Source organism: Pseudomonas sp. S35, from assembly GCF_009866765.1.
In the GTDB taxonomy this organism is placed as follows: Bacteria; Pseudomonadota; Gammaproteobacteria; order Pseudomonadales; family Pseudomonadaceae; genus Aquipseudomonas.
Genome location: NZ_CP019431.1, coordinates 5,541,569 through 5,565,220 on the forward strand (window position 1 = coordinate 5,541,569; position 23,652 = coordinate 5,565,220).

Sequence of the window (23,652 nt, forward strand, 5' to 3'; positions counted from 1 at the left end):
AAGTGAATGACCGCGAATCTGTGGCAAGCGGGCTCGCTCACCACAGACGCGGCGCAGGGTGTCAGCTCAGGGCTTTTTCGATGGCCTGGACGATGGTTGGATCATCCGGAGCCGTGCGCGGCGAGAAGCGTGCGAGCACGCGGCCATCTTTACCGAGCAGGAATTTTTCGAAGTTCCAGGTGATATCCCCAGGAAACTCGGCGCCCTCGCCCGCCAGCAAACGGTAGAGCTGGTGACGGTCCGGGCCGTTTACATCGAGCTTGCTGCCCAGGGGGAAAGTCACACCGTAGTTCAGGCTGCAGAACTCGCGGATTTGCTCTTCGGTACCCGGTTCCTGGCCGGCAAACTGGTTGCACGGCAGGCCCAGTACGGTAAACCCCTGGTCCTTGTACTGCTGATAGAGGTTTTCCAACGCCGCATATTGCGGGGTCAGGCCGCATTTGGAGGCCACGTTGACCACCAGCACAACGTGCCCCTTGAAGGGCGCCAGTGGCAGTTCTTGTCCGTCCAAAGCTTTGAGTTTCAGGTCGTGGAAAGCACTCATGACGAACTCCAGATATCCCATGTTCTTCGCATTGCAGCTGTTCGAGATTACAACCCGCAAGCCTGCAATCATAGACGCCGATTACAAAACCCGCCTGCGGATTACTGAGCGGTCGGCCACGGCAGGATCGGAATCGCCGTCACCGCGTTCTGAGGGCTGCCCTCGATCAGACGGTCGCTGTAGACCAGATACACCAGGGTATTGCGCTTCTTGTCGAGAAAGCGCACCACCTGCATGGTCTTGAACACCAGCGAGGTGCGTTCCTTGAACACTTCGTCGCCATCCTTAAGCTCGCCCTTGAAACGGATCGGGCCAACCTGGCGGCAGGCAATCGACGCTTCGGCGCGGTCTTCGGCCAGGCCCAGGCCGCCTTTGACGCCGCCGGTCTTGGCACGCGACAAGTAGCACGTCACGCCGTCGACCTTGGGGTCGTCAAACGCTTCCACGACGATTCGGTCATTGGGGCCGACAAACTTGAACACCGTCGACACCTGGCCAATCTCTTCGGCCGAGGCCAGCAGCGGCATGGCCAGCAGTAGGCCGAGCAATCCCTTCATTACGCGCATCGTGTATTCCTTTGGTTAGACCAGGATCAGGTTGTCGCGGTGCACCAGTTCCGGTTCCGCCATGTAGCCCAAGAGTCCGACAATCGCATCAGAGGATTGTCCAATAATCTTCTGCGCCTCCAAGGCACTGTAGTTGGCCAGGCCACGGGCAATCTCGCGGCCATCCGGCGCGACGCACACCACCATCTCGCCACGGCGGAAACTGCCCTGCACCAACTTGACGCCCACCGGCAGCAGGCTCTTGTTGCCTTGGGACAGTGCCGACACCGCGCCATCGTCCAGCACCAGGGTGCCACGGGTTTGCAGGTGCCCGGCCAGCCACTGCTTGCGCGCCGCCAGCATGCCGCGTTCCGGCGACAGCAACGTGCCAATGCGCTCGCCCGCCTTGAGGCGGTCCAGCACGCGCTCCAGGCGCCCACCGACGATGATGGTGTGGGCACCGGAGCGTGCCGCCAAGCGTGCAGCGCGCAGCTTGGTCTGCATGCCGCCACGACCCAGGGCGCCGCCGACACTGCCGGCCACGGCGTCCAGCGCCGGGTCATCGGCACGCGCCTCATAAATAAGCTGCGCATCGGGGTTGTTGCGCGGGTCGGCGTCGAACATGCCGTCGCGGTCGGTGAGGATCACCAGCAAGTCGGCCTCCACCAGGTTGGCCACCAGGGCAGCCAGGGTGTCGTTGTCGCCGAAACGGATTTCGTCGGTGACCACGGTGTCGTTCTCGTTGATCACCGGGATGACCTTGAGCTCCACCAGCGCACGCAAGGTGCTGCGAGCGTTGAGGTAGCGCTTGCGGTCGGACAGGTCATCGTGGGTCAGCAGGATCTGCGCCGTGTGGCGGCCGTGCTCGGCAAAGCTGGACTCCCAGGCTTGCACCAGGCCCATCTGGCCGATGGCGGCGGCGGCTTGCAGTTCGTGCATCGCGCTGGGTCGCGCGGTCCAGCCGAGGCGGCTCATCCCGGCGGCAACTGCCCCGGACGACACCAGCACCAACTCGACACCGGCCTCATGCAAGGCCACCATCTGCTCCACCCAGACGCTCATGGCTGCACGATCCAGACCTTTGCCATCCGCCGTCAGCAGCGCACTTCCGATCTTTACGACCCAGCGCTGCGCACCTGTCACTTTGCTCCGCATCATCTTCAACCTTAGATTGAGGGCTGCGCGACCCAGCGCGGCCCATAACGTTAAACCCGGATACTAAAACGCCGCTCTATAGAGAGCGGCGTTCAAGTTTACTGCAACGGATCAGTCACGCACGTAAATGATTTCCGGACCGTCTTCATCATCCACGTCTTCTTCGTCCCAATCGTCGTCGCCGATGTCATGGACCGACTTCACGCCGCTGCGGCGCAAGGCACGCTGGTCGTCCAGGGCCTGCAACTGGGCACGGGCTTCGTCTTCGATCTGCTGATCGAGCTCGGCGAGTTCTGCCTTGAACACCGGGTCGGCCGCCAGGCGGTCGGCGCGGTCTTCGAGGTAGCGCATGATGTCGCGGGTCAGGCGCTCGGTGCCTTCTTTGGCAATGGCCGAGATCACGTAGACCGGGCCTGTCCACTCCAGGCGATCAACGATTTCCTTGACGCGCTCCTCGTGCTCTTCTTCGAGGATCTGGTCGCACTTGTTCAGTACCAACCAACGATCACGCTCGGCCAGGGCCGGGCTGAACTTGGTCAGCTCGCTGACGATCACTTCGGCGGCGTCCGGTGCGCTGGTGTCATCCAGCGGCGCCATGTCGACGAGGTGCAGCAGCAAACGGGTGCGCGACAAGTGCTTGAGGAAGCGAATCCCCAGGCCTGCGCCATCGGAAGCGCCTTCGATCAAGCCAGGAATGTCGGCGACTACGAAGCTTTTCCAACGGTCGACGCTGACCACGCCCAGGTTTGGCACCAGGGTGGTGAACGGGTAGTCGGCAACTTTCGGCTTGGCGGCCGAGACCGAGCGGATGAAGGTACTTTTACCGGCGTTCGGCAAGCCCAGCAGGCCCACGTCAGCCAACACTTTCATTTCCAGCTTGAGGTCACGCTGCTCGCCCGGCTTACCTGGGGTGGTCTGGCGTGGCGCACGGTTGGTACTGGACTTGAATCGGGTGTTACCCAGACCGTGCCAGCCGCCCTGCACTACCATCAGCTTCTGGCCGGCCTTGGTCAGGTCGCCGATCACTTCTTGAGTAGCGGAGTCGATAATCGTGGTGCCGACCGGTACGCGCAGTACCAGGTCTTCGCCTTTTTTACCGGTGCAGTCGGTGCTGCCGCCGTTGGAGCCACGCTCGGCATCGAAGTGCCGGGTGTAACGGTAGTCGACCAGGGTGTTGAGGTTTTCGTCGGCCATCATGTAGATGGAACCGCCGTCACCGCCGTCACCGCCGTTGGGGCCACCGTTTTCGATGAACTTTTCGCGACGGAAACTCATGCAACCGTTACCGCCGTCGCCTGCTTTTACTCGGATGGAAACTTCATCAACGAACTTCATAACAAAACGCCTCTCGCCGCATGGACGAGCTTAAAAAACCAAGACATAAGACTCTTGCAAAAATGAGCGCAGCGACCTCAATCAGCGACCGCAAACCAGCGCCTGAGCTCATCACAAACAGCTTTGCAAGAGACTCACCCCACAAACGAAAAAGCCCCGTCGCAAGACAGGGCTTTTCCAGCGATCTCGCAATTAAGCTGCGACAACGCTCACGTAACGGCGGTTGAACGCGCCTTTTACTTCAAACTTGATCACGCCTTCGATTTTCGCGAAGAGGGTGTGATCTTTACCCATGCCTACACCGTAACCGGCGTGGAATTGGGTGCCGCGCTGACGCACGATGATGTTGCCCGGAATGATTTTCTGGCCGCCATACATCTTAACGCCAAGGCGTTTGGCTTCTGAGTCGCGACCGTTACGGGTACTACCACCAGCTTTTTTGTGTGCCATGAGTCAATTCTCCTAGTGAGGAATTAGGCTGAAATTAAGCCTGAATACCGGTGATTTTGATCTCGGTGTACCACTGGCGGTGGCCCATACGCTTCATGTGGTGCTTACGACGACGGAACTTGATGATGCGGACTTTATCGTGACGACCTTGGGAGATCACTTCAGCCACAACGGTAGCGCCAGCAACAACTGGAGCGCCGATGTTCACGTCATCGCCATTGGCGACCAACAGAACGCGATCAAAAGTAACGGATTCGCCAGTAGCGACTTCCAGTTTTTCGATCTTCAGGTATTCACCTGGGGCGACCTTGTATTGCTTGCCACCAGTAACAATTACTGCGTACGACATGGTATTTCTCCGATAATCCTGCTCACCCAGCGCTTTATAAAAAGAGGTATTGGCTGGCATGGCTGCATGGGATGGACGTCCCGAATGCAATTGCGTAAGGCAGGTGCTGCCCAGGAAGTTCAGGGTGCGCGATTGTACGCAAGGTAAATGGGTGTTGCAAGGGGCCGTCTATCGCGCCTTGACACCCGGGGGTCAGGGTCCTAGCATGCCGCGCAACCCTTCTGGAGCGACTGTCGCTGATGCAACCCCAAGCTTTCTACCGCGCGGTCGCGGACGATTTTAGCGCCGTCGACGGCATCATCAAGCAGCAGCTGACGTCTAAAGTGCCGCTGGTCTCCAAAATTGGCGACTACATTACGTCGGCGGGCGGTAAACGTCTGCGTCCTTTATTAGTGTTGCTGTGTGGCAAGGCCCTGGGCCGCGAGGGCGATGACCTGCGCCTGCTGGCCGCCACCATCGAGTTCCTGCACACCGCCACCCTGCTGCATGACGACGTGGTCGACATGTCCGGCATGCGCCGTGGCCGCGAGACCGCCAATGCCATGTGGGGCAACGCCCCAAGCGTGCTGGTGGGCGACTTCCTGTACTCGCGCTCGTTCGAAATGATGGTCGAACTGGGCTCGATGCCGGTGATGAAAATCCTGTCCCAGGCCACGCGCATCATCGCCGAAGGCGAGGTGTTGCAGTTGTCGAAGGTCCGCGACGCCAGCACCACCGAAGAAACCTATATGGAAGTGATTCGCGGCAAGACCGCGATGCTCTTCGAAGCCTCGACCCACAGCGCCGCCGCACTGTGTGGCGCGACCACCGAACAGGCTGAAGCCCTGCGTACCTTTGGTGATCACCTGGGCGTGGCCTTCCAACTGGTGGACGACCTGCTCGACTACCGTGGCGACGCCGAAACCCTGGGCAAGAACGTCGGTGACGACCTGGCCGAGGGCAAGCCGACCTTGCCGCTGATCTACACCATGCGCGAAGGCACGCCGGAACAGGCCGCCCTGGTGCGCAAGGCGATCCAGAAAGGCGGGATCGAAGACCTGGAAAGCATCCGTGAAGCCGTGGAAGCCTCGGGCTCCCTGGACTACACCGCGCAACTGGCGCGTGACTACGTGGCCCGTGCGATCAAGTGCCTCGAAGCCCTGCCGGCCAGCGAATACCGGGATGCCCTGGTTGAGCTGAGTGAGTTTGCGGTCGCGCGTACGCACTAAGAAATACCCGTGTGGGAGGGGGCTTGCTCCCGATAGCGGTGGATCAGCCAGTCGATATATCAACTGGAACACCGTCATCGGGAGCAAGCCCCCTCCCACATTTGGATTTCATACAGCCTGCAACACCACAAAACCCTATATAATGTGCGACTTTAGCCATCCTGCCCTTTAAGGAGCTTTAGTGAGCACGTTGCCACCCTGCCCGAAATGCAATTGCGAATACACCTACGAAGACGGCGCCCAGCTGATCTGCCCGGAATGCGCCCATGAGTGGTCCGCCAATGGCGAGGCCGAAGTGGCCGGCGATGAAACCGTGAAGAAAGACTCTGTGGGCAACGTCCTGCAGGACGGCGATACCATCACCGTGATCAAGGACCTCAAGGTCAAGGGCACGTCCCTGGTGGTCAAGGTCGGCACCAAGGTCAAGAACATCCGCCTGTGCGACGGCGACCACGATATCGATTGCAAGATCGACGGTATCGGCCCGATGAAGCTCAAGTCCGAGTTCGTGCGCAAAGTCTGAATTTGCTGCATCCATCCCGCGCCCGCCGCGGGATGGCGTTTTGCCCTCTCGCCTGACCCATCTCAATATCCACACAGAAAAACCAAGAAACTGCCAATAGACGCTTGCTATTCTACGAATAAGAATTATTCTCATTTAAACTTATCAAGGAGATGCGACCCATGACTTATTTGATAGATGCCTGGCTGGACCGGCCACACCCTTACCTGCGGATCCTGCATCGGGAAACCGGTGAAGTCTGTGCGGTACTGGAAGAAGAAGCGCTGAATGAATTGCAGGACCAGGGCGACCTGGACGTCAATGGCCTGAGTTCAAGCGAACCCGGTGTGCTGAAAGAGGTGGTGCGTAATCTGTTCCTGTTTTGCTACGCCCGAGCGTTGCGCCCGGCGACGGACCTCAATGGCAAGTTTCATCCATGAATAACCGCGCAAAACCTGAATGCACTGCGCTTGCTGTGGGAGCCGGGCTTGCCCGCGATGCAGGCGACTCGGTCTGAAGTTACACCGAGTGGATGCCATCGCAGGCAAGCCAGCTCCTACATAAAGCCAAGCAGGTCTTACAGAACGTCGAGCAGCTCGACGTCGAACACCAGAACGCTGTGCGGCGGGATGCTGCCAACGCCTTGAGCGCCGTAAGCCAGTTCGCTCGGCACGTACAGGCGCCATTTGCTGCCGGCATTCATCAGTTGCAGGGCTTCGGTCCAACCGGCAATCACGCCGCCAACCGGGAATTCTGCTGGCTGGCCACGCTCGTAGGAGCTGTCGAACACAGTGCCGTCGATCAGGGTGCCGTGGTAGTGGGTACGGACTTGATCTTCACGGGTCGGCTTGGCGCCTTCACCGGCAGTCAGCACTTCAAATTGCAGGCCGGAAGCCAGGGTGGTGATGCCATCACGCTTGGCGTTTTCAGCCAGGAAGGCCAGGCCAGCGCCAGCAGCGGCTTCAGCCTTGGCGGCAGCTTCGGCTTGCATGACTTCACGGATAACCTTGAAGCTGGCAGCCATTTGCTCTTGATCAACGCGGCTTGGCTTGCCGGCAAACGCGTCGGTCAGGCCAGCCAGGATCGCGTCCAGGCTCACACCCGGTGGCGGGTTGTCGCGCAGTTGGTCGCCCAACTGACGGCCGATACCGTAGCTGACGCGGGTTTCGTCTGTGGACAGATTAACTTCGGACATGAAGAGGCTCCGCTGTAGGACAACGCGATTTCCCGCGCTGTCCAAAACTAAAAGGGCCCGCAGACTAGCACACAAGACCGCCCCTTGATGAGCCCTCAGTGGTGCTGCACACCGCTGGCGACCCTTCGTCGCACTCGCAATAAAAGCCCCTTCAGATTCACCTCTGGCCGCCGATACAGCGCTACACCTTGGCTGGCTCAAATAACAACACCGTCCAGCAAACAGACATCACTCTTGCGGAGCAATCGATGAACAGCTGGTTCGGTAACATCAGCGTCAACCTCAAACTGGGCCTGGGCTTCGGCCTGGTACTCGTTCTGACCTCAATCCTGGCCCTCACCGGCTGGACCAGCCTGGGCGGCCTGATCGACCGCAGCAACTGGATGAGCGACATCACCCAGCTCAACGCGTCGCTGACCAAACTGCGCATCGTGCGCCTGCAATACATGCTGGCCAACGGCGATGAAGCCGTGGCGCAGAACGTGCAGACCAGCCTGGATGCCTTCGCTGCCCAGCAACAGAAGCTGTTGGACAGCTTCAAGAGCCCGGAAAACCTCAAGCTGCTCAACGAGCAGAAAGCGGTGATCACGGCTTACCAGCAGTCCCTGAACAAAATGCGCGAGGCCTACCGTAACGGCAATGCCTCCCGCCAAGTGATGGGTGACAAGGCCGACAGCGCCAACACCCAGATCGACGCGCTGGAAGCCATCTTGAAGCAGATGCCTGACAGCGCCGAGCACCTGGCTCAGTTCCAGGCCGTGGCCGACGCCAAGATGCAATTCCAGCTGGCCCGCTACGAAGTGCGCGGCTACACCGGCAACGTCAACCCGGACACCGAAGCCCGCGCTGCGGCCCAGATCGACAAAGCCATTGCCGGCTTGAAAGACCTCAGCACCGCGTTTGGCGCCAGCCAGCAAAGCGCGTTGAGCGCGCTGGAAACCGCCCTGGGCGCGTACCGGACCGCCGTGCAGAACTACAAGACGGCAAACGCCAACATTGTCGCCGCCCGTGCCGAAATGACTACCCAGGGCGCTGATATCGTGAGCATCAGCGACAAGCTCTACGATATCCAACTGGACCGCCGCGACGCCGAAAGCGCCCAGGCCCGTAGCCTGCAATTGATCAGCACCCTGCTGGCCCTGCTGGTTGGCATCATTGCCGCATGGGTCATCACCCGCCAGATCACTCGCCCGATCCAGGAAACCCTGGCCGTGGTGGAGCGCATTGCCTCCGGCGACCTGAGCCACAACATCCAGGTGACCCGCCGCGACGAACTGGGCGTGCTGCAACAAGGCATCCAGCGCATGGGCACCACCTTGCGTGAATTGATCAGCGGTATTCGTGACGGCGTGACCCAGATCGCCAGCGCCGCCGAGGAACTGTCGGCCGTGACCGAACAGACCAGCGCCGGCGTGAACAGCCAGAAGATCGAGACCGATCAAGTGGCCACCGCGATGCATGAAATGACCGCCACCGTGCAGGAAGTTGCGCGCAACGCCGAACAGGCTTCCCTGGCCGCTGCCGATGCCGACGGCCAAGCCCGTGCAGGCGACAAAGTGGTGGCCGAAGCCATCGCCCAGATCGAACGCCTGGCTGCCGAAGTGGCGCGTTCCACCGACGCCATGAGCCACCTGCAACAAGAGAGCAACAAGATCGGCAGCGTGATGGACGTGATCAAGGCCGTGGCCGAACAGACCAACCTGCTGGCCCTCAACGCCGCCATCGAAGCCGCGCGTGCCGGTGAAGCCGGTCGTGGGTTTGCCGTGGTCGCCGACGAAGTGCGTGGCCTGGCCCAGCGCACGCAAAAATCCACCGAAGAAATCGAAGGCCTGGTCGCCGGTTTGCAGAACGGTACCCAGCAAGTGGCCAACGTGATGAACAACAGCCGCAGCCTCACCGACAGCAGCGTGGAGCTGACGCGCAAGGCCGGTGTCTCCCTGGAGAACATCACCCGTACGGTGTCGAACATCCAGTCGATGAACCAGCAGATCGCTGCCGCCGCCGAGCAACAAAGCGCCGTGGCCGAAGAGATCAGCCGCAGTATCGTCAATGTGCGTGATGTGTCGGAACAGACCGCCACCGCCAGTGACGAGACCGCTAAGTCGAGTGTGGAACTGGCACGCCTGGGCAGCCAGTTGCAGCAGATGGTCAGCCATTTCCGGGTTTAATAAACCAAAAAGCCGCCTTGGGATTAACCGAGGCGGCTCCACCTCTCAGACCTTACCGGTCATCGAAGCTGTCCCGCAGGAACTTCCATACGTGATAAGCACGCAGGCAGTTCACTACGAGGCTCCACGTACGTCGTGCAAACTTGGACATACTCGGCCCTCCGTGAGTTAGGCCTTACCTCCAGCGCACTTACCGGAACATGTGAGCCTTCGGATGCGGGTCATCGCTTCCAGTGAGGTGGCCGGGCTAATGGGCCTCCCGCATTAATCCGGCACGGATTACTAGCCCGTGGCGGTTGGTCCAGAATTCGCGCGCACGCCCGGATCACCTCACATCGACAAACGTAGAACGGGGCGGAGCCTAACCAAAATCCCAGTCGAAGGTGTGACCAACGACGCTCAGATACCAATATAATTCGATAGATTCATTGCGAATTTTTACAGAACAAAAAGGCAAGAGAAATCATCAACAATGATAATCCGCTGGCCTTGCGAGATGATAAGACCGGCGGTAGTATCCGCCTGCGGGTCAGCGCTTCCTGTGAGACCGCAACCCCAGTCGTAAACCGGGATTGCAATAAAAAACCGCCCTACTAAGGCGGTTTTTTAGTGCCTGGGATTTGCCCCTCAGCCCTCGCCTTCCTCGACAAACACCACCCGATTGCCAAACGGATCCTTGATGCTCATCTCCCGCGAGCCCCACGGCGTTTCTTCGACGCTCGGCTTGGCATAACGGTAGTCCTTCACCTGCAATTGCTGCTGGTAGGCGTCCACGCCCTGCGCCTGGATCCGCACCGCAGCACCCGGCGATGCATCGCCGTGATGCTCGGACAAATGCAGCACGCATTCACCCAACGACACTTGCAGGTACAGCGGGTAATTCGCCTCGAAACGATGCTGCCAATCGACTTTGAACCCGAGGAAATCCACATAGAATTCCAACGCTTTGGTCTCGTCGAAAATCCGCAGGATCGGGGTGACTTTTCCTAAGTGCATGGCAACCGCTCCGTGTAAAAGATCGCCCACTATAAAGGCGAAAATCCCCGACGCAAATCCCCACTGCGCGCCAGGAACCGACCCGGTCGCTGACCGTTCGCCTGCCCGTCGCTGTAGCTCAACACGCCATTGACCCACACGCCGTCAATGCCCTCTGCCGCCCGTTCTGGCGTTTTGAAATCCGCCACATCCCGCACCCTCAACGCATCGAACAACACCAGGTCCGCCCAGTGCCCTTCACGAATTTCTCCGCGCTGCGACAAACCAAAACGCGCCGCCGATAAACCGGTCATCTTGTGCACGGCGGTGTGCAACGGGAAGAGCCCCACATCCCGGCTGAAATGCCCCAGCACCCGTGGAAATGCGCCCCACAAACGCGGGTGCGGGAACGGATCTTCCGGCAAGCCATCGGAGCCCACCATCGACAGTGGATGCGCCAGGATGCGCCGCACATCCGCCTCATCCATGCCGTAATACACCGCCCCGGCCGGTTGCAGGCGGCGCGCGGCGTCCATCAGCGAAACGCCCCACTCACCCGCAATGTCCTGCAAGTCGCGCCCGCCCATCTGCGCGTGTGGCATGGACCAGGTGATGGTGATGCGAAACGCATCGGTCACTTGCTTCAAGTCCAGGGTCGAAGAACTGGCCGCATAGGGATAACAATCACACCCCACCGGATGGGTTTTCGCCGCCAGCTCCAGCGCTGCCAGCAGTTGCGGGCTACGCCCCCAGTTCCCCGCCCCTGCGCATTTGAGGTGGGAAATAATCACTGGCGCCCTGGCATGCCGACCGATCAAAAACGCTTCGTCCATCGCTTCCAGTACCGGTTCGAATTCGCTGCGCAGATGGGTGGTGTACACCGCTCCGTAGGCCGTCAGTTCTTCGCTGAGTTGCAGCACTTCATCGGTCTCGGCGTTGAACGCACTGGCGTAGGCCAGGCCTGTGGATAAACCGAGTGCACCGGCTTCAAGGCTCTGTTGCAACTGCACGCGCATGGCCGCGATTTCACCCGGCGTGGCCGTGCGGTGCAGGTCGTCCATGTGGTTGCTGCGCAGCGCGGTGTGGCCGATCAGCGCCGCGACGTTGACGGCCGGGTGGGCGTTTTCCACGGCGCGGCGGTAATCGCTGAAACGCGGGTAGGTGAACGCCTCACGCGTGCCCAGCAGGTTCATCGGGTCGGGCGGGTCGCTGCGCAGACTGACCGGCGAAGCGCTGATGCCGCAATTGCCGACAACCACGGTGGTCACGCCCTGGCTGAGTTTGGGCAGCATCTGTGGGTGGCGGATCACCACGGTGTCATCGTGGGTGTGCACGTCGATAAAGCCTGGCGTCAATACGCGACCGGTGGCGTCTATTTCATGCTCGGCCGTTGCAGCAGACAGATCACCGATTGTCTCGATACGCCCGTCGCGCACCCCCACATCCGCGAGGTAACCCGGGGTATTGCTGCCATCGATGACCAGCGCCTGGCGAATCAGCGTGTCGTACTTCATTTCAATCTCCAAGCGGTAGGCTATCGGGCCCGCCGCGATAATCGTCCAGGGCCAGTTTGATCCGGCGCAGGCGTTCCTGGTTGTCGTCCGGCTGGGCCAGCGCCAGCTCGGTGGCAAGCAGGTCGATGGCCAACAACATGCCGTAGCGCGCCGCCGTGGGTTTGTAGATAAAACTGGTTTCGGCCGGTTGCAGCGGCAGCAGCACGTCCGCCAACTGCGCCAGCGGGGAATCGGCCAGGGTGATGGCGATGATGCGTGCATCGTAGCTGCGGGCCAGTGCCACTACGTCCAGCAGTTCGGGGGTCAGGCCGGTGAGCGAGCAGACGATCAACGCATGCTGCGGGCCCAGGGTGGCGGCCGTGACGCGCATCATCACCGGGTCGTGACAGGCGGCAATCGGATAACCCAGGCGGACCAGGCGCACCTGCAACTCGTCGCTGCACAGGCTCGACGGGCCACCCATGCCGAATGCGTGGATCATCCGCGCCTGACCCAGCAGGCTGACGGCATCGGCAAAACACGCCTGGCTGAACCCGGACAAATGCTGACGCAACGTCGCCTCGATATCGCCGAGGATCTGCCGGTGGAACGCCGACTGTTCGGGTAACCCCGCCGGGTCCAGGAAGCGGCTGCCGACCCCGCTGGCCTGGGCCAGTTGCAGGCGCAAATCGCGCAGATCGCGGCAGCCGACGCTGCGGGCAAAGCGCGACAAGGTGGCCGTACTCACCTCGGCGCGTTGGGACAATTCCTCCAGGCTGGCCGATGCGGCAAAGCCAACGTCATCGAGCATCAGTTGGGCGATACGCCCTTCGCCGGCGCTGAAAGACGCCTGGCGGGCGCGGATCTGGTAGAGGATGTCCATTAGGGCTCCAGGGTCAGAGGATGCACGACAGACCGTACGTAAGACCGAAGGCAACCACCGAGATCAGGGTCTCCAGCACGGTCCAGGTCTTGAAGGTCTGGATCACCGTCATATTGAAGTATTCCTTGATCAGCCAGAAGCCGCCGTCATTGACGTGGGAAAAGATCACCGAACCGGCGCCTGTGGCCAGCACCAACAACTCAGGGTGTGGATAACCCAAGCCCAGCGCCACAGGCGCGACCACGCCGGACGCGGTGGTCATCGCGACAGTGGCCGAGCCGGTAGCAATACGCATCAACGCGGCGAACAACCAACCCATCACCAAGGGCGACAACTGGAACGCATTGGCCAGGCCGAGAATTTCATGGGTGACGCCGGCGTCCACCAGGATGCGGTTCAACCCACCGCCCGCGCCCACCAGCAAGGTGATGCTGGCGGTGGGCGCCAGGCACTCATTGGTGAATTTGAGGATCGATTCGCGGTTGAAGCCCTGGGCCAGGCCCAAGGTCCAGAAACTCACCAGGGTCGCCACCAGCAACGCGATGACCGAGTTGCCGATAAACAGCAGGAACTGGTTGAAGCCGGTCCCCGGCGTAGAGATTACGTTGGCCCAACCGCCGATCATCATCAGCACCACCGGCAACAGGATCGTGCCCATGGTCAGCGCAAAGCTCGGCAGACGGGTACGTGGCTCACGCTCGATAAACTGGCGCTCCAGCGGGTTTTCCGCAGGCAGGTGGATGTACGGCACGATGAACTTGGCGTAGACCGGGCCGGCAATGATCGCCGTGGGGATACCGATCAAAATCGCATACAGCACGGTCTGCCCCACCGATGCGTTATACGCCAGCACCGCCATCATCGCCGCCGGGTGCGGCGGCACCAGCGCGTGCACCACCGACAACCCAGCGACCATCGGCAGGCCGACCATCAAGATCGACACACCGACGCGCCGCGCCACGGTAAACGCGATGGGCACCAGCAACACAAAACCCACCTCGAAAAACAGCGGCAACCCTACCAGAAAGGCAATGCACACCATCGCCCAGTGGGCGTTGCGCTCGCCGAAACGGTTGATCAAGGTGCGCGCCACCTGCTCGGCGCCGCCAGACTCGGCCATCATCTTGCCAAGCATGGTGCCCAGCGCCACAACGAGCGCGATATGCCCCAGGGTCTTGCCGACACCTGCCTCATACGAGCCCATGATGGTGTCCGCCGGCATCCCGGCCATCAGCGCCAGGCCAATGGACACCAGGGTGATGACGATAAACGGGTTGAGTCGGTAACGTGCAATCAGCACGATCAAAGCAATGATGGCGATGGCAGCGTATGCCAACAGCCCGAAGCCCGGTGATGCGGCCATGCGGTACTCCTCGGAAAGGGTCACGTCGAGTTGGTTGTGAAACTCATAAATCATTACCGAGCAGCGTTTTCAAACTTTATGAAAGTAATTTTCGCCCACAGACAAGCCCTGTCGCGTTGGGATATGCCCACCGCCTGCGTATGAAAATTTGGGGGGTGTTCTTACATGAAGATCAGACAAGGCCGGAAACTCAACTCACGCGGTTGAGTCATAGAATGCACATCCACTGTTGCCAGGAACATCGACATGATTCGCACGACACTCGCCGCCGGCGCCCTGCTTCTCGCCGTCTGCGGCGCAGCCACCGCCGCCGACAACCCGGCGCTGAAAAAATGCATGGACGGCGCCAACACCACCGCTGACATGGTCGGTTGCAACGTCAAGGAAGCCAAGGTGCAGGACACACGCTTGAACAAGGCCTACAAGACCGCCCTCGCCGCCCAGGAAGGTACGCGCAAGCAGCAACTGCAAGACGTACAGCGGCTGTGGATAAAATACCGGGATGCCAATTGCGGGTTCATCGGCTCAGCCACCGGCGGCACCATCGACCAGGTCAACGGCACCGGCTGCGTGCTGGACATGACCCAGGCGCGCGCCCAAGAACTGGAAGACCTGGTCGGGCCGTGATTGTGTGGCGAGGGTGCTGGTTCCCTGGCCACAGAGGCTCAATCAGTCGTGGTGAACCTTGGCACGCTTGAGCAACTTCTTGCAGCGTTCCGACAGATGCAGCACCCGCAAGTGCTTGCCCGCCTTGGTGTAGCGCTCGCGCAGGGTCATCAGCGCGGCAATCGCTGAATAGTCGACAAAGCTCAGGTGGCGGCAATCCAGCGTTACCTGCTGCGGGTCATTGGCCGGGTCGAACTGATTCAGAAACGGCGTGGTCGAGGCGAAGAACAAGGTGCCGTGCAGCCGATAGAGCTTGCTGCCGTCGGTTTCCAGGTGCTCATCGGCATACAACTCACGGGCCTGTTGCCAGGCGAAGTTGAGCGCGGCAATCACGATGCCGCACAACACCGCCGTGGCCAGGTCGGTGAACACGGTGATCACTGTGACCGCAACAATCACCAGCACATCGTTGAGCGGCACCTTGTTGATCACCCGCAACGACGCCCAGGCGAAGGTCTGCTGGGACACCACGAACATCACCCCCACCAGCGCTGCCAGCGGGATCCGCTCGATCAGCGGTGACAGAAACAGAATGAACAACAGGATCATCACCCCGGCGAACACCCCGGAGAAACGTCCGCGCCCGCCGGAGCTGAGGTTGATCACGGTCTGCCCGATCATCGCGCAACCGCCCATGCCGCCGAACAGGCCCGAGAGCATATTCGCCGCACCCAGGGCTACGCTTTCGCGGTCTGGGTAGCCACGGGTCTCGGTGATTTCGTCGGTGAGACTGAGGGTCAGCAGGGTTTCCAACAGGCCCACCATCGCCATCAGGAACGCGTAGGGCGCGATGATGCCGAGGGTTTCCAGGGTCCAGGGAACCTGGGGCAGCGCAAAGGTCGGCAGGCCGCCGGCAATGTGGGCCATGTCGCCGAGGGTGCGGGTCGGCAGGCCGAACAGGTACACCGCCAGGCCTACGCCCAAGATCGCCACCAAGGCCGGTGGCACCGCACGGGTGAGACGTGGCAGCAGGTAGACGATGGCCATCGTGGCCGCCACCAGCCCGGTCATCACATACAACGGCGTACCGCTGAGCCAGCTTTCACCGCTCTTGAAGTGCTCCAACTGCGCCATCGCGATGATGATCGCCAGGCCGTTGACGAAACCGAGCATCACCGAGTGCGGCACCATGCGCACCAGTTTGCCCAGGCGCAGCAGGCCGAAGGCGACCATGATCAACCCGCCGAGCAGCACCGTCGCCAGCAGATACTCCACGCCGTGTTGCACCACCAGCGCGACGATCACCACCGCCATCGACCCCGCCGCCCCCGAAACCATCCCCGGCCGGCCGCCGAACAATGCGGTGAGGGTGCAGATGATAAAAGCACCGTAGAGCCCCATCAGCGGGTTGAGGTGAGCCACCAGGGCAAAAGCGATGCATTCGGGCAGCAGCGCGAACGACGTGGTGAGGCCGGCCAGGGCATCGGCGCGCAGACGGGTGAGATTCATGGGGTACCAGGGAGTTGCGGGGGATGAGGCTGGGGATGGTACGGAATTGATCAACTCGGGGCTAGTCTGGAAGGCCGGGTCGCTGCTATCGGGGGCAAGCCCCCGATGGCGGCGACTCGGTCTCAAGCGAACATCACACCATCTCGCTGCGAATCCACTCAACGACCGACGTACGCTTCGGCACCCAGCCCAGCACCTCGCGGGCCTGCTTGCCACGCACCCGGCTGTTCGAGCCCAGGCCGTAGTTGGCCATTTCATAACCCCATTCGGCTTCAGCCTCGGCCAATGGCCAATCCTGCGGCTTGCCCAGCTTCAGCGCGTCAGCAATGGCCGTGGTCATGTCGACAAACGCCGCCTCGCTGCTTTCCACAAAGTAAAACGTGCCCGGTACATTCTTCGTCAGTGCCAGCAGGTACAGCGCCACCACGTCTTCAATATGCACGTTGGACCAGATGTTCTGCCCCGTGCCCACATGGCGCACCACCCCACTCTTGCGCGCCTGCTTGAGCAAACGCGGCAATTGCACGCTGTCACGCTTCACGCCCAGGCTGTGGCCGTAGATCAGGGTGTTGCAGATCACCGCCGCGTTCACGCCGTCCTGGGCGGCAGCCAGGATCAGGTTGTCGATGGCCACGCGCGCGGCCTTGTCGACGGTCGGCTCCGGCAGGTTGCCCTCAACGTAAATGACATCGCTGGCCTTACCGCCCGACGCATCGCCGACAATGCTCGAACCGCTGGTGTGCAGGAACGGCTTGTTCGACCCCTTCAACGCAGCCAACAGGGTTTCGACGGCGGCACGATGGTCGCTGCTGGCAGCGTTGATCACGGCATCGGCTGTTTGCGCCTGCGCGGTCAACACGGCGGCGTCGTCGAGGCTGCCGATGACCGGCTTGATGCCCAGGGCTTTCATTTCAGTGGCTTGCTCGGCGCTGCGCACCAGGCCGGTGACATGGTGGCCGGCCTTGACCAGGCCGGTGGCAATCGAACCGCCGATAAAACCTGCGGCGCCGGTGACGAATACGTTCATGGAGGTTGCTCCTGACGGGGTAAGTGATGGGCCCAGTATCAAGGCTCGGCTCTTGTCGAATAAGCCTCTAGCGCCCAATTCACTCTTGCGCGGCAGTCACGAATCCCGTGGCAGCTGCCTCGGGCGCGGGAGGTAGTCTGCACGTCTCAGCAGGCATACCGCGCCAGCTTGGCCTGGATAAAGTCCAGGAAGCACTGGATGCGCAAGGCCAACTGCGAGTTGCGGTAGAACACCGCGTGGATCGGCTGGCGATAACCACTGTTGAACGCCTCCAGCACTGGCACCAGGCGCCCGGCGTCAATGTCGGCGCTGGTCATAAAGTTCGACAGGCAACAAATGCCCTGCCCTTCCAACGCCAGTTGGCGCAAGGTTTCGCCGCTGGAGGCGGCAATGCCCGGTTGGATCAGCCAGCGGTCGCCTTCCACATGGCGCAGTGGCCAGTGGTTGAGGGTTTCGGTCTGGGTGAAGCCAAGCAGCGTATGGTCGGCCAGCTCGGCCACGGTGGTCGGCGTACCGTATTGCTTGAGGTAGTCAGGGCTGGCGAGGATATGCAGCGGCGTGCAACCCAGCGCACGCGCATGCAGGGTCGAGTCGGCCAGGGCGCCGATGCGGATGGCGATATCGGTGCTCTGTTCCAGCAGGTCGATGATCAGGTCATCGCTGTTCAGCTCCAGCTGGATGTCCGGGTAAAGGCTGCGAAACTCGGCGATGTACGGCACGATCCCATGCAGCATGAACGGCACGGCAGCGTTGATGCGCAGCCGCCCGGCCGGGTTTTTCTGGCGTGATGACAGGCGCTCTTCCAGCTCATCCATCTGCGCCAGGATCAACTTGGCCTGTTCGAAGAAGTATTTGCCCTCCTCGGTCAGGTCCATGCGCCGCGTGGTGCGGTTGATCAGCGTGGTGTCTAGCTTGGCCTCCAGGCGCGACAAGGTGCGGCTGACTGCCGACGGCGTCTGCCCGACCTGCTCCGCCGCTGCCGAAATCGAGCCGCACTCGATCACGCTGACGAAGATCTGTAGCTCATCGGATCGGGCTTTCACAGGCTGTCCTCTCTATCGGTTCGCAGCAGCTTACACCGAGAGGTTGAAGACCTGCGCCAGATGCTGCTCGTAGCGCGCCACGTCCACCTCGATGGCCGGGCGTTTCATCACGTCCACGCAGAGGAAGGTCGGCAAGCCGGTCATGCCAAGGAATTCGTTGGCCTTGTGGAACGGGAAGTACACCGCGTCCACGCCCTTGGCTTCGAAGAAATCGCTGGGGTCATCGAAGGCTTGCTGCGGTGCGTTCCAGGTCAGGGACAACATGTATTGCTTGCCCTGCACCAGGCCGCCGCTGCCGTATTTCTGCGACGCGTCGGAACGGGTGCGACCGTCGCTGGCGTACAGGCTGCCGTGGCCTTCGGTGAAGACTTCGTCGATGTACTTCTTGACGATCCACGGCGCACCCATCCACCAACCGGGCATCTGGTAGATGATCACGTCGGCCCAGAGGAACTTGGCGACCTCTTCGGCCACATCGTAGCCTTCGTCGATATGCGTGACTTTGACGTCGATACCACCACGGTCCAGCACGGCCAGGGCGGCGTCATGCAGGGTGGTGTTGTAGCGACCATCGGAATGGGCGAACTTTTTGCCGCCGTTGAGCAGGAGTACTTTTTTCATGGGAGGGCATCCAGAAGTTGAAAATGTCTGGACGCAGACTATCGGCCCTGGCGCTGCGGAATAAGCCGTCACCCGGCAAAATACCTTTGATTAAAATGCACGAATACAACAAGCATTGTTAACCACTGATCAGCAGATGGCCGCCCAACAGCGCCATGCCGATGAAAAAAACCCGCTTGAACAGCACCGCACTGATGCGCTGACGCAACGCTTGGCCCAGCCACATGCCCAACAACGCCGGCACCAGCGCCAGCAGCGAAGCACTGACTTCACCACCGCCCAGGGTGCCGCGCCAGGCCAATCCCGCCGCCAGCGCCAAGGTCGAGACAGTGAACGAAAGCCCCAGCGCCTGCACCAACTGGTCGCGATTCAAGCCCAAGGCTTGCAGATAGGGCACCGCTGGAATCACGAACACGCCGGTGGCCGAGGTGATCACGCCGGTGATCAACCCACACAGCGGGCCCAACCAGCGCTCGGTTTGCGGCTTGACCTTGAAGGTGGGCAACAGCAACCCGCTCAGCGCATACACCAGCAACGCCGCGCCCAACGCCCGCACCACCCAGTGCCCGCCGTCCATGCCCAGCCACAACGTGCCGAGCCCGGTACCGAAGAAAATCAGCAACAGCATTGGCCACAGGCGTTTGAGCAAGGCGCTCAGGTGACCGCCGAATGCCAGTTGCCACAGGTTGGTGACGGTCGAAGGAATGATCAGCAGCGCCGCAGCCTGCGCCGGCAACATAGCCAGGCCGAGCATGCCCATGGCCACTGTCGGTAGGCCAAGACCGATTACCCCCTTGACCGTGCCGGCCAGCAGGAAGGTGCCGAACACCAGCAGGGTCAAGGCAGGACCGAGGTTTTGGTAGAACGCGAGGAAGGTCGTCATAGGGCGATTGTGCGGGTTTGGATGTGCGCTGGAAATTCGCCATATACTGAGGCTGCCTCTTGTTTTGCGGGAGGCTGAAGGCCTCATCGGGGCCAGTAGAGCCACCAGAGAACCCCAGCCATGCACTTTGACCTCACCGACCTGCGCCTCTACCTGCACACCCTCGACACCGGCAACATCACCGCCGGCGCCAGCCGCAGCCATTTATCCCTGGCAGCAGCCAGCGCGCGCATTCGCGCAATGGAAGCTTCACTGGGCATCGAATTGCTGGAGCGCGGCCGCCGTGGCGTTACCCCAACCGCCGCTGGCAAAGCACTGGCCCGCCATGCCCGACTGCTGCTGCAACAGGCCGACCATCTGCAACAGGACCTGGCGGAATACGCCAAGGGCATCAAAGGCCAGGTGCGCCTGCTGTGCAACACCACGGCGCTCAGCGAATACCTGCCTGAACTGCTGGCGGATTTTTTATGCGAACACCCCAACCTCGACATCGACCTGCAGGAGTTGCCCAGCCTGCGCATCACCCAGGCGTTGCGCCAAGGTACGGCGGACCTGGGGATAATTTCCGATGCGGTCGACACCCATGGCCTGCAAACCCTACCCTTTCGCGACGACCCGCTGGTACTGATCCTGCCCGTGGACCATCCCTTGGCCGCGAGCCCGGTGAGTTTTATTGACAGCCTGCAATTCGACTACGTCGGCCTGGCCGCCCACAGTGCACTGGCGGTGTACCTGGAAGAACAAGCGTTGCACGCTGGGTTTCGTTTGCAGACGCGTATTCGCGCCGAGGGCTTCGATGGGGTGGTTCGCATGGTCGCCCGAGGCGCGGGCCTGGGCATCGTGCCCCAGGCGGCCCTGGACCGCTGGCCGCTGACGCGCTCGTTCAAGGCCCAGCCTTTACGGGAAGACTGGGCCTGTCGCCAACTGTTGCTGTGCGCACGTTCGTTCGACCAGTTGCCGGGTTACGCCAAGGCCTTGTTCGACGCCTTGGCCTTGCCCTTGCGGAAAAACCCGTAGTACACCGCCGACAGAATCAGCAGGAACGGCACGCCAAACACCAGCGTCATCTTGAACGCTTCGGTGAAATACGTGGTGATCATCACCGCCCCCATCAGCACCAGGCCCAGCAAGGTGCTGTAGGGAAACAGGCGCAGTTGGAAGGACAACTTCGGCCCGCCATGACGCTGGCGATAGCGGCGGAAAAACAGGTGCGTGAGGAAGATCATGAACCAGGTGAAAATCGCGCCAAACATCGAGATCGCCATCATCAGGGTGAACGAGCTTTGCGGGTACACCACGTTGAGCAATGTCGCCAGGGCAATGCCCGAGCTGGACAGCAGCAGCGCATTCAGCGGGATGCCACTCTTGCTCAAGGCGCCCATGGACTTGGGCGCAAACCCGGCGCGGGACAAACTGAACATCATGCGCGTGGTGATGTAGAGCTGGCTGTTCATCGCCGACAGCGCAGCGATCAGGATCACAAAGTTCATCACCCCGGTGGCACCGGGAATGCCGATGGTCTGCATCACCGTGACGAACGGGCTCTGGGTCTGCCCGGCCTGGTTCCACGGCACAATGGCCAGCATCAGCGCCAGGGTCAGCAGGTAGAACACCACCAGGCGCACGATGGTCGCGCGAAAGGCCTTCTTCACCGCCTGCTCCGGGTCGGCCGCTTCACCGGCGGCTACGGCGATCATCTCCACGCTCAAATAACTGAAGATCGACACGATCACCGCGATCCACATACCGCTCAAGCCATGGGGGAAGAACCCGCCGTGCGCGGTGTAATTCTGCACGCCGTAGTCCGGGTTGCCGGAGCCGAACACCACGTACACCGCCAGGATGATGAAGCCGACGATGGCGCTGATCTTGATGGTGGAGAACCAGTATTCGAAGTTGCCGAAGGTCTTCACGCTGATGGCGTTCAGTGCAATCAGCACACTGGAAAACGACACGATCCACACCCACTCCGGCACGTTGGCGAACCAATACTTCATGTACATCGCCACCGCAGTGACCTCGGCGCCCACCGCCAACACGATCGCCGCCCAATACGCATAACGCACCAGGAACCCGGCGAGCGGGCTGATATAGAACTCGGCATACGCGCCAAAGGAGCCCGAGGTGGAATGCGCGACGGTCATCTCCGCCAGGCAGCCCATCAGCAGCAAGGTGATCAGCGCGCCAATGGCGTAGCTCACCAGCACGCTGGGCCCGGCGTAACCGATGGCGTAGGCGCTGCCCATGAACAGCCCGGTGCCGATGGCGCCACCGATGGCGATCATGCTCATCTGGCCGCAAGTGAGCTGGCGCCGCAGGCCCAGTTCACGTTGGGTGATTTCGGCAAAGCCGGTGTCTGGCGTGGTCACGTGGTGTACCCCTTTATTATTATTTGAAGATTGACTCGATCCCTGTGGGAGCAAGCCCACTCCCACATTTTGATCTGTGTTTTATTCAGGTAACGCTGTGGCGGACTTTGAATTGCGGTTGGTCCCAGGTGTGCTCATCAAGGATTTCACCGAGGATTTCCACGGCGTCCCACACCTCGGTAAAGCTCGTATACAACGGCGTAAACCCAAACCGCATGATCCGCGGCTCGCGGTAATCGCCAATCACACCTCGAGCGATCAGGGCCTGGATCACCGCATAACCTTCAGGGTGCTCAAAGCTCACATGGCTGCCACGCCGGGCATGTTCACGCGGGGTGATCAACACCAGGCCGTGAGCCGCGCAACGGGCTTCAACCCACTCAATAAACAGGTCGGTCAATGCCAGGGATTTGGTACGCAGACTGGCCATGTCGGTCTGTTCGAAAACCTCCAGCCCACACTCCACCATCGCCAGCGAGGTAATCGGCTGGGTGCCGCACAGGTAGCGGGCGATACCGGCGCTCGGCGCATAGTTGTACTCCATAGCGAATTGCCGGGAGTGCCCGAACCAGCCCGACAGCGGCTGGCGCACCAGGTCCACCAGCGCCGGATTGACCCACACAAACGCCTGGGAGCCTGGCCCGCCGTTGAGGTATTTGTAGGTGCAGCCAATCGCGTAATCGGCCCCGGCGCTGTGCAGGTCGATGGGTACCGCGCCCGCCGAGTGGGCCAGGTCCCAGATACTCAAGGCCCCGCACTCGTGACTCAAGGCGGTGAGCGCCTGCATGTCGTACATGTAGCCGGTCTTGTAGTTGACGTGGGTGAGCATCACCACCGCCACATCGCCGTCGATGGCCTGGGGCAGTTCGTCCGGGCTGTTCACCAGGCGCAGGGAGTAACCCTGTTGCAGCAAATCGGCCAGGCCTTCGGCGATGTACAGGTCGGTGGGAAAGTTGCTCGCTTCGCTGACGATCACCTTGCGCGCAGGCGCGCGTTGGCGCTGTACGGTCAGCGCAGCGCTGAGCACTTTGAACAGGTTGATCGAGGTGGTATCGGTGATCACCACTTCGCCGTCACGCGCACCGATCAGCGGTGCCAGGCGGTTGCCCAGGCGCTGGGACAAATCCGCCCAGCCAGCGCTGTTCCAGCTGCGGATCAAACCATTGCCCCACTCCTCGGCAATCACCTGCTGCGCCCGCGCCAGCGAGGCCACCGGGCGCGCGCCGAGGGAATTGCCGTCGAGGTAGATAACCCCCTGCGGCAACGCGAACTGATGGCGCAGAGGCGCCAGCGGGTCCTGGGCGTCGAGGGTTTGGCAGTGGCTTCGGGAGGTCATGGGCGATCCTGGTTTTTATAGTGAAGATGGACCAAATAATGAACGAAGTTTTAGAGAATTTTCGTGCAAAGTGGTGGGTAACAGGCTAATTAA

Annotated in this window: 24 protein-coding genes; 6 read left to right on the plus strand and 18 right to left on the minus strand. The window is 61.1% G+C overall.

Annotated elements, in window-relative coordinates:
* Positions 1 to 61: 61 nt before the first annotated feature.
* From PspS35_RS24965 to rplU, 6 genes are all read right to left on the minus strand, one after another.
* Complete coding sequence (locus PspS35_RS24965; protein WP_159937207.1) at positions 62 to 544, minus strand: glutathione peroxidase; 483 nt, start codon at positions 542 to 544, stop codon at positions 62 to 64.
* A gap of 101 nt (positions 545 to 645) precedes the next feature.
* Positions 646 to 1,110, minus strand: coding sequence for a CreA family protein (locus tag PspS35_RS24970; RefSeq protein ID WP_015885841.1), 465 nt, complete (start codon positions 1,108 to 1,110; stop codon positions 646 to 648).
* Positions 1,111 to 1,125: 15 nt separating this feature from the next.
* Positions 1,126 to 2,244: a glutamate 5-kinase gene (gene proB, locus PspS35_RS24975; protein ID WP_026013771.1), complete on the minus strand. Its 1,119-nt coding sequence runs from the start codon at positions 2,242 to 2,244 to the stop codon at positions 1,126 to 1,128.
* Between the two features lie 111 nt (positions 2,245 to 2,355).
* Positions 2,356 to 3,579, minus strand: coding sequence for an Obg family GTPase CgtA (cgtA, locus tag PspS35_RS24980; RefSeq protein ID WP_065874686.1), 1,224 nt, complete (start codon positions 3,577 to 3,579; stop codon positions 2,356 to 2,358).
* 192 nt (positions 3,580 to 3,771) lie between these two features.
* Positions 3,772 to 4,029, minus strand: a complete 258-nt coding sequence (gene rpmA, locus PspS35_RS24985; RefSeq protein ID WP_003176049.1) for a 50S ribosomal protein L27 — start codon at positions 4,027 to 4,029, stop codon at positions 3,772 to 3,774.
* A gap of 34 nt (positions 4,030 to 4,063) precedes the next feature.
* A complete protein-coding gene (rplU, locus tag PspS35_RS24990; protein ID WP_007950961.1) occupies positions 4,064 to 4,378 on the minus strand; it encodes a 50S ribosomal protein L21 in 315 nt (104 codons plus the stop codon).
* Between the two features lie 239 nt (positions 4,379 to 4,617).
* Here rplU and PspS35_RS24995 point away from each other — a divergent pair, with 239 nt between their 5' ends.
* The 3 genes from PspS35_RS24995 (at position 4,618) to PspS35_RS25005 (ending at position 6,528) form a co-directional block, all read left to right on the plus strand.
* Positions 4,618 to 5,586 carry a polyprenyl synthetase family protein gene (locus PspS35_RS24995; protein ID WP_159937208.1) on the plus strand — a complete coding sequence of 323 codons (969 nt, stop codon included), beginning with the start codon at positions 4,618 to 4,620 and terminating at the stop codon, positions 5,584 to 5,586.
* Positions 5,587 to 5,767: 181 nt separating this feature from the next.
* A complete protein-coding gene (locus PspS35_RS25000) occupies positions 5,768 to 6,109 on the plus strand; it encodes a zinc ribbon domain-containing protein YjdM (protein WP_159937209.1) in 342 nt (113 codons plus the stop codon).
* A gap of 161 nt (positions 6,110 to 6,270) precedes the next feature.
* On the plus strand, positions 6,271 to 6,528 hold the full coding sequence (locus PspS35_RS25005) for a hypothetical protein (protein ID WP_005791321.1): 258 nt from the start codon (positions 6,271 to 6,273) through the stop codon (positions 6,526 to 6,528).
* 137 nt (positions 6,529 to 6,665) lie between these two features.
* On the opposite strand, the gene PspS35_RS25010 is transcribed toward PspS35_RS25005, so the two are convergent.
* On the minus strand, positions 6,666 to 7,283 hold the full coding sequence (locus PspS35_RS25010; RefSeq protein WP_159937210.1) for an FKBP-type peptidyl-prolyl cis-trans isomerase: 618 nt from the start codon (positions 7,281 to 7,283) through the stop codon (positions 6,666 to 6,668).
* A gap of 248 nt (positions 7,284 to 7,531) precedes the next feature.
* Between PspS35_RS25010 and PspS35_RS25015 the strand changes: the two genes are divergently transcribed.
* Positions 7,532 to 9,451, plus strand: a complete 1,920-nt coding sequence (locus PspS35_RS25015) for a methyl-accepting chemotaxis protein (RefSeq protein ID WP_159937211.1) — start codon at positions 7,532 to 7,534, stop codon at positions 9,449 to 9,451.
* A 627-nt stretch (positions 9,452 to 10,078) separates the two neighbouring features.
* Here PspS35_RS25015 and PspS35_RS25020 read toward each other — a convergent pair.
* Genes PspS35_RS25020 through PspS35_RS25035 form a run of 4 tightly spaced genes read right to left on the minus strand, consistent with a single transcriptional unit; the run spans position 10,079 to position 14,219 of the window.
* Positions 10,079 to 10,447, minus strand: a complete 369-nt coding sequence (locus PspS35_RS25020; RefSeq protein ID WP_159937212.1) for a glyoxalase superfamily protein — start codon at positions 10,445 to 10,447, stop codon at positions 10,079 to 10,081.
* 29 nt (positions 10,448 to 10,476) lie between these two features.
* The gene (locus PspS35_RS25025) at positions 10,477 to 11,940 is read right to left on the minus strand and encodes a D-aminoacylase (protein ID WP_159937213.1); all 1,464 of its coding nucleotides are present in this window, start codon (positions 11,938 to 11,940) and stop codon (positions 10,477 to 10,479) included.
* A 1-nt stretch (position 11,941) separates the two neighbouring features.
* Positions 11,942 to 12,802: a MurR/RpiR family transcriptional regulator gene (locus PspS35_RS25030; RefSeq protein WP_159937214.1), complete on the minus strand. Its 861-nt coding sequence runs from the start codon at positions 12,800 to 12,802 to the stop codon at positions 11,942 to 11,944.
* A gap of 13 nt (positions 12,803 to 12,815) precedes the next feature.
* On the minus strand, positions 12,816 to 14,219 hold the full coding sequence (locus PspS35_RS25035) for a gluconate:H+ symporter (protein WP_159937215.1): 1,404 nt from the start codon (positions 14,217 to 14,219) through the stop codon (positions 12,816 to 12,818).
* Positions 14,220 to 14,411: 192 nt separating this feature from the next.
* Here PspS35_RS25035 and PspS35_RS25040 point away from each other — a divergent pair, with 192 nt between their 5' ends.
* Positions 14,412 to 14,792 carry a lysozyme inhibitor LprI family protein gene (locus PspS35_RS25040; protein ID WP_159937216.1) on the plus strand — a complete coding sequence of 127 codons (381 nt, stop codon included), beginning with the start codon at positions 14,412 to 14,414 and terminating at the stop codon, positions 14,790 to 14,792.
* 42 nt (positions 14,793 to 14,834) lie between these two features.
* Here PspS35_RS25040 and PspS35_RS25045 read toward each other — a convergent pair whose 3' ends face one another.
* The 5 genes from PspS35_RS25045 to PspS35_RS25065 form a co-directional block, all read right to left on the minus strand.
* The gene (locus PspS35_RS25045) at positions 14,835 to 16,280 is read right to left on the minus strand and encodes a SulP family inorganic anion transporter (protein WP_159937217.1); all 1,446 of its coding nucleotides are present in this window, start codon (positions 16,278 to 16,280) and stop codon (positions 14,835 to 14,837) included.
* A gap of 133 nt (positions 16,281 to 16,413) precedes the next feature.
* Positions 16,414 to 17,307: an NAD-dependent epimerase/dehydratase family protein gene (locus PspS35_RS25050; RefSeq protein ID WP_159937218.1), complete on the minus strand. Its 894-nt coding sequence runs from the start codon at positions 17,305 to 17,307 to the stop codon at positions 16,414 to 16,416.
* Positions 17,308 to 17,453: 146 nt separating this feature from the next.
* Positions 17,454 to 18,350, minus strand: a complete 897-nt coding sequence (locus PspS35_RS25055) for a LysR family transcriptional regulator (RefSeq protein WP_159937219.1) — start codon at positions 18,348 to 18,350, stop codon at positions 17,454 to 17,456.
* Positions 18,351 to 18,380: 30 nt separating this feature from the next.
* Positions 18,381 to 18,971 carry an NAD(P)H-dependent oxidoreductase gene (locus PspS35_RS25060; RefSeq protein WP_159937220.1) on the minus strand — a complete coding sequence of 197 codons (591 nt, stop codon included), beginning with the start codon at positions 18,969 to 18,971 and terminating at the stop codon, positions 18,381 to 18,383.
* Between the two features lie 118 nt (positions 18,972 to 19,089).
* Positions 19,090 to 19,854, minus strand: coding sequence for a sulfite exporter TauE/SafE family protein (locus PspS35_RS25065; RefSeq protein WP_159937221.1), 765 nt, complete (start codon positions 19,852 to 19,854; stop codon positions 19,090 to 19,092).
* Positions 19,855 to 19,974: 120 nt separating this feature from the next.
* On the opposite strand from PspS35_RS25065, the gene PspS35_RS25070 reads away from it, so the two are divergent.
* Positions 19,975 to 20,871 (plus strand): LysR substrate-binding domain-containing protein, encoded by an 897-nt coding sequence (locus PspS35_RS25070; RefSeq protein WP_159937222.1) that lies wholly within the window; start codon positions 19,975 to 19,977, stop codon positions 20,869 to 20,871.
* On the opposite strand, the gene PspS35_RS25075 is transcribed toward PspS35_RS25070, so the two are convergent.
* Together PspS35_RS25075 and kynU are read right to left on the minus strand one after the other, a co-directional pair.
* Positions 20,817 to 22,223, minus strand: coding sequence for an amino acid permease (locus PspS35_RS25075; RefSeq protein WP_159937223.1), 1,407 nt, complete (start codon positions 22,221 to 22,223; stop codon positions 20,817 to 20,819). The two genes, PspS35_RS25070 and PspS35_RS25075, sit on opposite strands and share 55 nt — an antisense overlap.
* Before the next feature lie 85 nt (positions 22,224 to 22,308).
* Positions 22,309 to 23,559, minus strand: coding sequence for a kynureninase (kynU, locus tag PspS35_RS25080; protein ID WP_159937224.1), 1,251 nt, complete (start codon positions 23,557 to 23,559; stop codon positions 22,309 to 22,311).
* Between the last annotated feature and the right edge of the window lie 93 nt (positions 23,560 to 23,652).